Raw genomic sequence first — 12648 nt, 5'->3', positions numbered from 1 at the left:
GGCGGAACGGGGTCGCGGTGGTTGGCCGGGGTCCGGGGTGCGGTCGGTGGGTTCATCGGCCGGTGCCTCCCGGGTCCTTGGGGGTCACCGTCGTGTGGGTGCGGTGGGTGGTCGGGAGCGGTGACCCGGGGCGCGGGTGTGGGTGGGGCGGTGCGGTGGTACGGCCGGGTGGGGTCGTGCGGATGGGTGGGGTGGTCCGGCGGGGTGGGGGCGTGCGGACGGGTGCGGTGGTCCTGCCGGGTGCGGTCGTGCGGATGGGTGCGGTGGTCCGGCCGGGTGTGGGCGTGCGGACGGGTCGGGGTCCGGGGTGCGGTCGGTGGGTTCATCGGCCGGTGCCTCCCGGGTCCTTGAGGGTCACCGTCGTGTCGGTGCGGCGCAGCGCCAGGGCCGCGGTGACCAGGAGCGGGACGACGGCCATGCCGGCCAGCAGCAGGGCGATGCGGTCCCCCGGCAGCGCCACGTGGACGTCCGGCACGGGGCGGGTGGCCTGCGGGGTCAGTACGGTCAGCGGGATCACCGCCCGGGTCAGGACCGCGCCCAGGGCGGCGCCGGTCAGCAGGGCCAGGCCGGTCAGCACGCCCTGCTCGGCGGCGACCGTGCCGGCCAGCCGGCGGCGCGAGGCGCCCAGGGCGCGCAGCACGGAGAACTCGGTGCCGCGCTCGCGCAGCGACCCGGCCGCGCTCACCGCGAAACCGACCGCGGCCAGCGCCGCCGCCACCAGGGTCGCCGCGGCGAACGCCGCCCCGGGGCCGGCGCCGAACGGGTCGTCGCGCAGCCGCTCGGCGACCTCGTCGCGCACCAGGACCTGGGCCGGTGCGGTGTCCGGGAACGCCCGCAGCCCCGCCGCCGCCTCGTCGGTCTTCCCCGGCCCGGCCCGCAGCCACCACTCGGTGGGCGCGACGGCGGCGCCGTACTTGTCCTGCAGCCGCCGGTTGACCGCCGGCAGGTCGACCAGCAGGGCGCCGCCGAACTGCGCCGAGGGGGTCTCGGGACCGGTGCCCGGCAGCTCGCGCACGGAGCGCACGATCCGCACCGGCACGTCGTGGCCGCCGATCAGCACCGTGACGCGCTGCCCGGTGCGGGCCCCGGAGGAGTCGAGGAAGCGGTCGGTGGCCACGGCGGTCACCTCGGCCGGCTTCGGCTGCGCGGCCCGCAGCCGCACGGTCAGCGTGGTGATCTTCCAGCCGTCGTCCGAGCGGCCCGTGGAGTACTCGACGGCGAGCGGGTCCGAGCCCAGCAGGCGCGGCTTGGACGGGGCGCCGCCCGCGGCCGGTCCGACCGCCGGGGGCGACAGCTCCGACCCGGCCGTCCACGCGTCGGGCAGCGCCACCGGGCGTACGGTCCCGTCGGCGGCCGTCGCCGTCACCTGCCGTACCGTCAGGCGGTGCCGCTCGCCCCGGCCGGCGGGCTGGACCACCGTGAAGTCGACGCCGGTCAGGGTGAGCGGCCCGGCGTCGACGTCCAGGCCGAGGGTGTGTTCCCGGCCGTCGGCGGCCAGCGAACCGGCCTCCAGCCGGTACGGCGTGCCCCAGCGGTCCTCGACGGTGACCGTCACGTCCGCCGACCGGGAGCCGGCCGCACCGGGTCCGGCGTCCGGACCCGCGCCCGATTCGGCGCCCGGTTCGGCGTCCGGTTCGGCGTCCGGGACGGTGAGGGTCGCCGCCAGCGCGAGCCGGGCCGTGCCCGCCGGGATCGCCGCGCCCTTGGAGGGCTGCCCCGGCGCCATCCCGGCCAGCAGCCCGCGCGGCGACTCGTCGGCCAGGTCCGGCCGCATCAGCATCAGGTCCGCCGCGTGCGAGGTGTCCAGGGCGAGCACCGTCGCCGTCCGGTCGCCGGACAGCGCGACCTCGGAGCGGGCCGCGGGGGCCACCCCCGCCACCCCCGCCACCCCCGGGACGCCCGCGATCCGATCGGTGCGGCCCGGGCCCGGCGTGCCCGAGGCCTGCACCCGGATCGGCGCCCCCGTGCGGAAGTCGGCCTGGTCGTCCTGCGAACGGGACCAGGAGGCGCCCTGCCCGATCGCCATCGTGCCCAGCGCCACGGCCAGCACCAGCAGCAGCACCGGGCCCGCCCCGCGCATCGGGCGGCGGCTCAGCTGCCAGCCCGCCAGCGCCGCCGCGAGCCCGCGCCCGCTCGCCGCCCGGCGCTCCGCGAGCCGCGCCACCAGCGGCAGCAGCCGCAGCGCCAGCACCGTCCCGGCCAGCAGCGCCAGCGTGGGCGTCGCCACGAACAGCGGATCGACCCCCAGGGTGCCCGCGTCGTCGGCCTCGCCCGTCCCGGAGGCGGAGGTCTGCCGGTCCAGCTGCCAGTAGGCGACACCGGCGATCACCAGCAGGCCCACGTCCGCGCCGGCCCGCAGCCAGCCCGGCAGCGCCCGGGGCCGTCCGCCCGCCTCCGGCGCCAGGGTCAGCGCGGGCAGGGTCACGGCCAGCGTGCACCCGAGGGCCGCCACCGCCGCCACCAGCCATACCGTGCCGCTGCCGCCCGCCGACGGCTCCCAGCCCAGCCCGATCCGGGCCAGCGCCCCCTGCCCGGCCAGCAGCCGGACCAGCGGCCCGGCCAGCAGCGGCGCGCAGACCAGCGCGGGCACCGCCAGCAGCAGCGCCTCCAGCGCCGAGCCCGCCGCCAGCCTGCCCCGGGAGGCGCCGCGCGCCCGCAGCAGCCGCAGCTCGCCCGCCCGCTCCACGCTCAGCAGCCGCGCCACCAGCAGCAGCGCGCCGCCCGCGAGCAGCACCAGTTGCAGGGCGATGACCAGGAGGGTGGAACGGGACACCTCCAGCGAACGGTCGAGCCGCTCCAGGATCGCGGGCAGCTCGGTCGTCGCCGCGGTGGTGCCGCTGAGCACCTGCTGCTCGCGCAGCCACGCCAGGCCGCCCCGGGCCGCGTCCGCCAGCTCCTCGGTCCGCCCGGTCGTCAGCGACGAGTAGTCCGCCGTCACCAGCCACCCGGACGAGCCCGCGCTGACCCGGCCGCCGCTCAGCGCCCCGGGCGGGGCGAGCAGCGGCCCGTACGTCGTGAAGCCGCCCTGCTGGAGGCCGCGCCCGGCCAGGTCGTCGAGGCGCCAGTACGGCGACCCGGCGTCGACCGGCCGGTACAGGCCGCTCACCACGACGCGGACGGCGGGGCCGTCGAGCCGGTCGGTGAGGGTGAGCCGGTCGCCCGCGGAGAGGCCGATGCGCTCGGCGGCGGCCACCGGCACCGCCACCTCGACGGTGCCGCCAGCGCCCCCGCCCGCCTGCGCGGGCATCCGGCCCTCGTCGATGCGGACCTGCGTCGGGTCGAGCGCCGCGAAGTACGTCAGGTCGGGGTCGCCGGACCGCTCGGTGGGCGGCCGCAGGGAGCCGGGCAGCGCGTACGGGCCCGAGCGCACCAGGGTCCGTACCGTGCGCGGCAGCCCCTCGAAGGTTCTCGCGGCGCCCTCGCGCACGGCGGCGTCGGCGGCCTGCCGCCGCTCGGCCGGTACGTCCGCCTTCACGATCAGCGCGGCGTCGGACCCGGTGCCGGCGTCGGCGAGGGCGTGCCGCAGGGCCGCGTCGCCGATGGCGCCGGAGTAGGCGGTCAGGGTGGCCAGCACCGTGGTGGTCAGCAGGACCGTGAGCAGGGCCGCGGCCAGCAGCAGGCGGTGCGCCCGCGCCCGCAGCAGCACGAAACCCGCGAGCCCCCCGTACCCCGCCACCCGGCCCCCCGCCGTTGTTGTCCAGACCTCTTCGGGATGTTGTCAGAGGGGGAGGGGCAGAAGTAAGCGCTTGGGATGTGGACTTGACCGGATTGTGACCGGAATCCGGCGTCGGCTGACCGGAATACGCGCGTCAGGCGGTCGGTCGCCCGTCAGCCCGGGGTGTTGATCATCGAGGCCGCCGCGTACGTCAGGTACTTCCACAGCGTCTGCTCGTGCTCCTCGGACAGGCCCAGTTCGTCCAGCGCGACCCGCATGTGCTTGAGCCAGGCGTCGTGCGCGGCCCGGTCGACGGCGAAGGGCGCGTGCCGCATCCGCAGCCGCGGATGGCCGCGGTTGTCGCTGTACGTCGTCGGGCCGCCCCAGTACTGCATGAGGAACAGCGCGAAACGGTCCTCCGCCGGACCCAGGTCCTCCTCGGGGTACATCGGCCGCAGGATCGGGTCCTCGGCGACCCCCTCGTAGAAACGGTGGACGAGCCGGCGGAAGGTCTCCTCCCCGCCGACCTGCTCGTAGAAGGTCTGCTCCTGAAGCGTGCCGCGCCGAATCTCATTCACGCCGTCCATGGTCTCAGACACGGGGACATAGGACCCGGGACCTAGGACCGCTCCGGGACCCTGCCCGCCGTGCGCCCGGCCCGTACTGTGGAGGCATGGGCGGGTACGAGGACCTGGACAGCCTCGCCGCCTCCGCGCGGGCGGAGCTGGTCCGGGAGATCGAGCTGAGCGGCGCGTGGGCGGCCGACCCGGTGTGGCGGGAGGCCTTCCGGGCGGTCCCGCGCCACCTCTTCGTGCCGTACTACTACGTCGGCGTCCGGGGCGGCTACGAACGCCGGTGGGGCGAGCACCCCGACCCCGGCGCCCGCGAGCGCTGGGTGCGCGGCGCCTACGCCGACGCCCCGCTGGCGACCCGGCTGCGCGACGGCGAACTGCTCTCCTCCAGCAGCCAGCCCTCGCTGATGGCGATGATGCTGGTGGAGCTGGACGTGGGCGAGGGTCACCGGGTCCTGGAGATCGGCGCCGGCACCGGCTACAACGCCGCCCTGCTCGCCCATCGCCTGGGCGACGACGACCTGGTCACCACCGTCGACCTGGACCCCGAGATCACCGAGTCGGCCCGCCGGCACCTGGACACCGCCGGGTACCACCCGGCCGTCGTCACGGGCGACGGCGCCCGCGGCGTCCCCGAGCGCGCCCCCTACGACCGGATCCTCGCCACCTGCACACTGCCCTCGGTGCCGCGCGCCTGGCTGGCCCAGTGCCGTCCCGGCGGCCGGATCCTGACCCCGCTGGCCACCGGCCTCGTCGTGCTCACCGTCCGCGACGCCGAGCACGCCGAGGGACGCTTCCTGCACACGCCCGCGTACTTCGTGCCGCTGCGCGGCGCGGACCGCGCGGAGCCCGAGACGCCGGGCCTGGGCGGCGTACCGCGCCGGGCCCGGGAGGACGACCTGTTCCGCTTCCTGCTGGCGCTGAGCCGGGGCCGGCTCGACCCGCAGGAGGCGTACGCGCTGTGGGACCGCGAGGACGCCCCGCGCCGCGAGCGCTACGGCATCACCGTCAGCGGCGAACGGGCCTGGGCGTGGCTGGACGACCCCGAGGGGCCGTACGCCTGGCCGTTCGCCTGACGCGGCCCCCCGGGTCCAGCGCCGCGGCTATCCGCGGCGGATCGTGATCGTCGTCCAGGCGCCCACGTGCACCCGGTCGCCGTCCTGGAGCGGCACCGGCACGAAGGGCTGGATCGGCTCCTCGCCGCCGTTGACCGTGGTGCCGTTCGTCGAGTTCTGGTCGACGACCGCCCAGCTGCCGTCCGGCTGCTGCACCAGCACCGCGTGCTGGTGCGAGACGCCCGGGTCCTCCGGCGGCACGGCCAGATCGATGTCCGGGGTGTCGCCGGTGGAGTGCCTGCGGCGGCCGATGGTGATCTGGTTGCCGGTGAGCGTGCGCTGCTGCTCGGGCGAGTACGCGGGCAGGTTCAGGCCCGCGGCCTCGGGGCCGGAGCGCTGCATCATCGCCATGAAGTACTCGCGGTCCGGGCCGATCGTCGCCGACCAGGTCGTGGGCTGCTGGGGCCGCTGCGGCTGCTGCGGGAAGCCCTGGCCGGGCGGGGCCTGGGTGGCGCCGGGCTGCGGGTAGCCGTAGCCGCCCTGGGCCGGGCCGCGGCCGTTCGGCCCGCCGGGGCCAGCCGGACCGCCAGGACCGCCCGGGCCGGTCGACGACGGCGGGGAGAGCACCCAGTCGTCGTCACCGCCGCCGAAGGACGGGCCGCCCTGCTGCGGGCGGTTGGTCTCCTGCGGGAAGGCGGGCGGGGCCGGGGGACCGGACTGGAACCCCTGCGGAGCGCCACCGGGGCCGCCGGGCCCGCCGGGCGGGGGCGGGACGGGGCCGGGCGGAGGCGGGACCGGACGCGAGGGATCGCTGCCGAAACCGGGCGGGGCCGGAGGGCCGGAGGGGCCGTTCGGACCGCCGGGGCCGCCCGGACCGTTGAAGCCACCCGGGCCACCGGGACCGCCCGCGGGGCCACCGGGACCGTTGGGGCCGCCCGGACCGCCCGGGCCGTTGGGGCCGCCGAAACCGCCGGGCCCGTCAGGGCCGCCCGGACCGCCGGGACCGCCCGGGCCGTTGGGACCGCCCGGACCATTGGGCCCGCCGGGCCCACCGAACCCGCCGGGCCGGCTGGGCCCGTCGGGGCCGCCGAAACCACCAGGCCCACCAGGCCCACCAGGCCCACCAGGCCCACCAGGCCCACCGGGACCCCCAGGCCTGTCGGCGCCCCCGGGTCCGCCAGAGCCGAAGGGGCCGCCGGGACCGCCCGCGGGGCCACCGGGTCCGCCCGGGCCGCCGCGGCCCGACGGGTCGGCGCCGAAGGGCGGCGGGCCCGGCGGGATCGGTTCTGCGGGACGGTTCACCTGGGACGGGCGGGAGCCCTGGTAGTCGTACGAGTCACCGCCGCCGTACGACGGACCGGCCGGCGGCTGCCCGAAGTGCGGCGCCGGGCCGCCGGAGGCCGGCGGGCGCGGCGCGGCCGGGGTGTACGAGGTGGCGGTGTTGGTCAGGAAGTTCCACCGGCACTCCTCGCAGAACGGCGCACCGCCCTCGCGCGGCGTGCGGCACTGCGGGCACAACTGCGGCTCGCCGCCGGGACCGCCCGGACCGCCACCGGGACCGCCGCCCGGCCCGCCCTGACCGGCGGGCGGCGGGAAGCCGTAGCCGCCGCCGGGCGGCGGTGGCGGCGGAGGGGGCGGCACGGCACCGGCCATGCGGTGACCGCAGACCTCGCACCAGTCGTCGGAACCCGACTGGTGTCCGTTCGGGCAGGTCGGCATGTCGGAGCTTCCCTCTCTTGCGGGCGTGTCGCGCGGTTGTTGTGCGTCACTTCTTTACACGAACAGTCTTTGTCGACCGGGTCTCGAGAGTCATCTCGTCGGCCTCCTCGACCTTCGCTTTCAGTCGCACAGTACCTGCCGCCGCGTCCACCACGTCCACCACCTTCGCAAGCAGTTTCGCCGTATCGGCGTTTCCGGAGGCTCCGGCGAGCTGAACCGCGCGGCCCAGTTTGGCCGTTGCTCCGTCGATGTCTCCCGCTTTGCGAAGATCCAGCCCTTGCTGGATGGCTTGTGCCAGTTCGGCCTGCCCGGTGTAGTGGGCGACTTGCGGGTTGATCGACGTCGAGGCCGTCATGTCGTCCGTCCACACGGCCCGTACGAGACCCTGCGCGCCGAGGTTCTGCACGCTGCCGCCGGGCTCCGGGATGACCAGGGAGACGCGGGCGGCCAGCATCTCCTGGCCGATGCCCGCGGCCGGTACCTCCACGCAGATGTGGTAGTCACGGGACTCGTCGCCCCAGGAACCGGTGGGGTAGTCACCGGCCCGCGGCCCCGCCTCGCTGCGGCGGCCGGTCAGTTCCTCGACCGTCGGGGCGACCTGCTTGACGAACTTCACCGTGGTGCCGAGCGGGGTCCACAGCCGCAGCGCCACGTCCGCGACCTCCTTGCCCATGGCCGTCTCCATCATCTGCGTGAAGTCGGCGGCCAGGCCCGCCGGATCGGCGACGATGTCGGCGGTGCCGAGCAGGGCGGAGGCGATCCCTGTGACTTCTTTCACTTCCCAGTCGGTGCCCACGCCACGGGCGTCGCAGGTGAAACGCCCGGCGCAGGCGTCCAGCGCCGCCTTGAGGTCCTCGGGTGACTCGTGCTCGTTGCGGCCGTCGGTGAGCAGGATGCCGTGCCGGATGGCGACGTCCGCGGTGGACAGCAGCCGGTCGGCCAGCCGCAGCCAGGTGCCGATGGCGGTGCCGCCGCCCGCGCTCAGGCTGCGCAGCGCCTGCTTGGCCTGCGCCCGGGTGGTGGCGTCGGCGACCGCGAGCCGGCCGCCGCCCGGGTAGACCTCCTTGGCCACGTGTGTGCCGCCGACCACGGCGAAGTGCACGCCGTCGCGCAGGGTGTCGATCGCCGCGGACGTGGCGTCGCGGGCGTTGCGCATCTTGGTCGGCGGGTAGTCCATCGAGCCCGAGCAGTCGACCATCAGCGCCACGGCTGCGGACGGCCCCTGTCCGGGCGAGTACAGGTGGGGCGCGGTGACCGCGCTCCCGACCGTGCCGCCGCCGGTCGCGGTGACCGTCACGATGGCGTTGACCTCACGGCCGCCTTCGGGCAGGTACTCGTTCTGGTAGACGTCCACCGCGAACTGCGGCACGTTCGACTTCGAGAAATTGGCCATGCCGGATCGCATCCCCCTCTACGTCCCCCCAGTGGCGGGGGTCTTGGCTCTGCTGGTGCGGACCGCCCCCTGCGGTCCGTGAGGCCGCCCCGCCACCCGTGTCCGTGCGGGGGGCCTCAGGCCGATCCTGCCCCCTGGGACGGGGCCGGGAACGGCAGGAGGGCCACTGTTACGTTGTCGTGGCCCCCGCCGTCCAGGGCGTGGCCGACCAGAACGCGGGCGCCATGCAGCGGACGGGCGGCGGCGTCCGGGGGCATGGCCTCGGCCATCTCCTCGGCGGACTCCGCGTAGTTCCACAGGCCGTCCGTGCAGACCACGACCACACCGGCGCGGTCCGGTTTGAACGACGCGGTGTGCGGCTCCAGTTCGTAGGCGTCGGCGCCCAGCCACCCGGTGATCGCGTGGGCGCGCTCGTCGGCGTAGGCCTCCGCCTCGCTCATCAGGCCGGCGGCGACCATCTGGGCGGCCCACGAGTCGTCCTCGGTGAGCCGGGCGGGCGGGGTGGTGCGGTCGGCCGGGACCCAGTAGACGCGGCTGTCGCCGACCCAGCCGACGACCAGCAGGCCCGCGGTGACCACGGCGCCGACCAGGGTGCAGGCGGGCGCGTTCTGGTGCGGGGCCTGCTCGCGGGCGGTGGCGGGCTCCTCGGCCAGCGCGTTGACGGCCTGCGAGGCGGCGAGGATGGCGTCGTGCATGGCCTGCTGCGGGTGCGTGCCGCGCGGCAGGGCGCCCAGCAGCGACTCGCCGGCCGCCCGGGACGCGGCCAGGGAGGCGTCGTCGGGGCGGGTCGCCGAGGACACGCCGTCGCAGACGATCGCCACGGAGGCGGGGGCGCCGTCGGGCAGCGCGGTGCAGCCCACCGAGAACGCGTCCTCGTTGCGGTGGTGGCGCAGGCCGCGGTCGCTGACGGCGGCGACCGGTCCCGACTCCTGCTCCATGTGGTCGCGTTCGCGGGGCTGGGCGTGGCCGCAGTTCTCGCAGTAGCCGTCGTCGTCGACCCGGCCCGCGCGGCAGGCCACGCACACCTTCTCGGCCGCGGCCGGCCCGGCGGGAGCAAACTGCCCGGCAGCCGCGGCCGGTCCGGGTGCCGGGGGCTGTCCGGGGACCGGGGCCGGTTCGGCGGTCAGCCGCGGGTCGGGCGCCTGCAAGGGGTACTCGTCGGGCTCGCCGGGCCGGTCGAACCGCACCCCGGACGCCGGTGCCCCGGCCGCGACCGCCGGAGCCGCGGGCGGGGGCGGCGGCAGCGGGGAGCCGCCCGAGTCGGTGCCCGGCAGTTCGGCCGCCGCGTGGACCGGGGCGGGGTGGCCGTGGCCGTCCGAGTCCCGGGCCACGGGCCAGTCCACGCCCTCCGGCGCGGGCACCACGCCGTGGATGGCGAGGGTCGGGCTGTCCACGGGCCGCGCGGGCACGGCGGACAGGTCGTATCCGCAGGCACCGCAGAAACGGTCACCCGACTCGAGGGGTTCCTCGCAGCTCGGGCACTTCGACACAGCGGCCTGCTGGGGCATCTGCGACATCAACTACACCCACGTCCGGGGGCGGTAACGATTGGCACGTTCCACCAGGTCGATCCTCTCCTCGCCGCCCCGCGCCAGCCGGGCCAGCGTGCGGTACGAACGCTCCAGGCCGAAGCGCAGGCCGCGTTCGTCCAGGCCGCTGCCGAGCAGCGTCCGTCCCCCGGCGGCGGGAGGGACGGAACCCCGACCTCCGGAGAGTACCCAGTCCAGCGCGCAACCGAGGACCTCGGCCGACAGCTGCTCGCGTCGCGCCGGATCCAGACCGTACACGTCCAGCGCCTCGACCTGCCGCGCGGCGGCGATCAGGTCGTCCAGGAACTCCAGGTCGCCCGCGGCCGCGGTGCGCTGCCGCAGCCGCGCCCGTACGGCCGCCACCCGCGCCGCGGTGCAGTGGACGGACGACTCCGGCACCGACTCCAACGTCCGTACGGCGCCGGTCCGGTCGCCCGCGGCCAGCTGGACCCGGGCGAGACCGAACGCGGCGCTGACGTGGCTCGGGTCGGAGGACCACACCAGCCGGTAGTACTCGGCGGCGTTGTCGAGCTGCCCCAGCACCTCCGCGCACAGGGCGAGCGCCAGCTTCGGCGCGATCTCGCCGGGGAAGGCGTCGTAGATCGCGTCGAAGGCCAGCGCGGCGTCCTCGTGGGCGCCGGTCACCAGCGCGGCAAGACCGCGGTACCAGACCACCCGCCAGTCGTCGGGACGCTCGGCCTCCAGGGTGCCCAGCGCCTCAAGAGCGCCGGACGCGTCGCCGTTCTCCAGCCGGGCCCGGATCTGCCGCAGCCGGGTCTCGGTCGACGGCGCCGGGGCGGCGGCCAGCGCGGTCAGCAGCTCGGCCGGGGCGGAGGCCATCAGGCCTGCCAGGAAGCCCGCGTTGGGGTCGCCGGCGTCGACCCGGGGGACCGGCAGCGCCAGCGAGGCGGTGGGCGCGTCGGCGCCCTTGACCAGGCCGCCCGGCCCGGTGCCGGGCCCGCCGACCGCACCGACCGCGCCCGGCAGCGAGGCGCTCGCGCCCCCGGGCCCGGCCACCGCCGCGCCCGCAGACCCCGGTCCCGCACCGGCACCCGCACCCGCGCCGACCGGCGGGGCGTGCGCGACGGTCCCGCCCGGCGCGCCCACGGCGGGTCCTGACCCGCCCGGCAGCCCGGGCCCGGCCCCGCCCGGCAGGGCCGCCGTACCGGAGCCGCCCCGCCGCCCTCGCGCAGCGGGCACCCTGGCCCCCAGCCGTGACACCTCGCCGTCCAGACGCGGGAACAACTCCGTGTCCGTGACCCGGACCTCGGGCCCGAACAGCGTGGAGACGGCGGGCCTGGCACGGCCCGTCTGCAGCGAGACCACCTCGCGCAGCACACCCGTCAACTGCTCCGCCATCTCCTGCGCGGAGGCGAACCTGCGGGCCGGGTCCGGGTCGGTGGCCCGCACCAGCAGCCGGTAGAACGACTCGTACTGCCGGAAGACCTCGATGCCGTCCGGGTCGGGCAGCGAGTCCGCGTAGACGGTGGTGTAGCCCTGGAAGCCGAACGTCAGCACGGCGAGGGTCCGTCCGACCGTGTACAGGTCGGACGCCACCGACGGGCCGACCTCGGCGACCTCCGGGGCCTGGTAGCCCACCGTGCCGTAGATGGCCGACTCGTCGTCGTCCATGCGGCGCACCGCGCCCATGTCGATGAGCTTGAGCTGGTCCTCGGTCTGGATGGCGTTGTCGACCTTGAAGTCGCAGTACAGCAGCTTGCGGCTGTGCAGGTGGCCGAGCGCCTCCAGCGCCTCGATGCCGTACGCGCAGGCCTGCTCGACCGGCAGCGGGTCGCGGCGGCCCTCGGGGGAGCGGCGGGCGTTGGCGATCTCCTTGAGCGACTTGCCGCCGACGTACTCCATGACGATGTAGCCGTCGAGGGAGCCGGTGCGCTGGTCGAGGTGCTCGACGAAGTTGTAGATCCGCACGATGTTGGCGTGCTCGATCTCGGCGAGGAAGCGCCGCTCGGAGATCGCCGCCGCCATCGCGTCCTGGTCGCCGGTGTCCAGCAGGCCCTTGAGGACCACCCAGCGGTCGGAGACCGCCTTGTCCACGGCGAGGTAGATCCAGCCGAGGCCGCCGTGCGCGAGGCAGCCCACCACCTCGTACTGGCCGTGCACCACGTCCCCGGCCTTCAGCTTGGGCACGAACGAGTACGGGTGGCCGCACTTGGTGCAGAAGCCCTCCGTACGGCCCGGCCGCTCGCCGCGCGACCGCCCCACCGGCGCCCCGCAGTCCGAGCGGGAGCAGAACCGCTTGCGCTCGGGCACCTCCGGGCGGTCCATCACCATCACGCGCGGGTCCGGCCGCGGCACCGCCGGCACCTCGACCAGACCGACGCCCAGCCGTCCGCGCCCCGTGGAACCGGCGCCCGAACCGGAGCTGCGCACCGACACCGAACGCCCCGTGGAGCGGCCCGAGACCGCCCGGGAGAGCCGGCCGGACACCGAGCGCCGGGACTTCGACGAGCGCGACGACTGGGACGACGTACGCGAACTGCGGGCGCTGGAGCGGGAGCCGCCACTGCCCGACGAACCGCGCGAACCCGGGCCCGCGCCGCCGCCCGCGGTGATGCCGGTCGGTGTCGAGCCGAGCGCGCCGCCCGCCGCGACGACCGGTGCGAGACCGCACGTGTCGCAGTACAGCTCGCCGCCGCCCATGTCCTCGTAGGTCCCGTCGCAGCCGGGACGCTGACACGTCCGCCCTGCCTCGCTCATGACGCTG

At 76.3% G+C, this 12648-nt stretch carries 7 protein-coding genes; 1 reads left to right on the top strand and 6 read right to left on the bottom strand.

The annotated features are described in order from the left end of the window. Positions 1–322 precede the first annotated feature (322 nt). The gene (locus K7854_RS20530) at positions 323–3676 is read right to left on the bottom strand and encodes an ABC transporter permease (protein ID WP_226028003.1); all 3354 of its coding nucleotides are present in this window, start codon (positions 3674–3676) and stop codon (positions 323–325) included. A gap of 152 nt (positions 3677–3828) precedes the next feature. Beyond that, positions 3829–4242: a globin gene (locus K7854_RS20525; protein ID WP_011028501.1), complete on the bottom strand. Its 414-nt coding sequence runs from the start codon at positions 4240–4242 to the stop codon at positions 3829–3831. A gap of 86 nt (positions 4243–4328) precedes the next feature. Here K7854_RS20525 and K7854_RS20520 point away from each other — a divergent pair, with 86 nt between their 5' ends. Then, positions 4329–5303, top strand: coding sequence for a methyltransferase domain-containing protein (locus tag K7854_RS20520; protein ID WP_226028002.1), 975 nt, complete (start codon positions 4329–4331; stop codon positions 5301–5303). A 27-nt stretch (positions 5304–5330) separates the two neighbouring features. Here K7854_RS20520 and K7854_RS20515 read toward each other — a convergent pair whose 3' ends face one another. From K7854_RS20515 to K7854_RS20500, 4 genes are all read right to left on the bottom strand, one after another. Then, positions 5331–7001, bottom strand: coding sequence for an FHA domain-containing protein (locus tag K7854_RS20515; protein WP_226028001.1), 1671 nt, complete (start codon positions 6999–7001; stop codon positions 5331–5333). A 46-nt stretch (positions 7002–7047) separates the two neighbouring features. Beyond that, entirely contained in the window at positions 7048–8394 is a 1347-nt protein-coding gene (locus K7854_RS20510) for a vWA domain-containing protein (RefSeq protein WP_226028000.1), read from the bottom strand. A gap of 116 nt (positions 8395–8510) precedes the next feature. Continuing rightward, entirely contained in the window at positions 8511–9911 is a 1401-nt protein-coding gene (locus tag K7854_RS20505; RefSeq protein ID WP_226027999.1) for a PP2C family protein-serine/threonine phosphatase, read from the bottom strand. A 3-nt stretch (positions 9912–9914) separates the two neighbouring features. Then, positions 9915–12641 (bottom strand): serine/threonine-protein kinase, encoded by a 2727-nt coding sequence (locus K7854_RS20500; RefSeq protein WP_226027998.1) that lies wholly within the window; start codon positions 12639–12641, stop codon positions 9915–9917. Positions 12642–12648: the final 7 nt, after the last annotated feature.

It is taken from the genome of Streptomyces hyderabadensis, from assembly GCF_020404845.1.
Classification (GTDB): domain Bacteria; phylum Actinomycetota; class Actinomycetes; order Streptomycetales; family Streptomycetaceae; genus Streptomyces; species Streptomyces hyderabadensis.
The sequence above is the reverse complement of the archived record's forward strand: the minus strand, read 5'-3'. Positions and strand labels throughout refer to the sequence as shown.

Excerpts from the sequence above, each read along its gene's own strand:
- K7854_RS20525 (WP_011028501.1), bottom strand. The coding sequence starts at position 4,242 with ATGGACGGCGTGAATGAGATTCGGCGCGGCACGCTTCAGGAGCAGACC.
- K7854_RS20520 (WP_226028002.1), top strand. The coding sequence starts at position 4,329 with ATGGGCGGGTACGAGGACCTGGACAGCCTCGCCGCCTCCGCGCGGGCG.
- K7854_RS20515 (WP_226028001.1), bottom strand. The coding sequence starts at position 7,001 with ATGCCGACCTGCCCGAACGGACACCAGTCGGGTTCCGACGACTGGTGC.
- K7854_RS20510 (WP_226028000.1), bottom strand. The coding sequence starts at position 8,394 with ATGGCCAATTTCTCGAAGTCGAACGTGCCGCAGTTCGCGGTGGACGTC.
- K7854_RS20505 (WP_226027999.1), bottom strand. The coding sequence starts at position 9,911 with ATGTCGCAGATGCCCCAGCAGGCCGCTGTGTCGAAGTGCCCGAGCTGC.
- K7854_RS20500 (WP_226027998.1), bottom strand. The coding sequence starts at position 12,641 with ATGAGCGAGGCAGGGCGGACGTGTCAGCGTCCCGGCTGCGACGGGACC.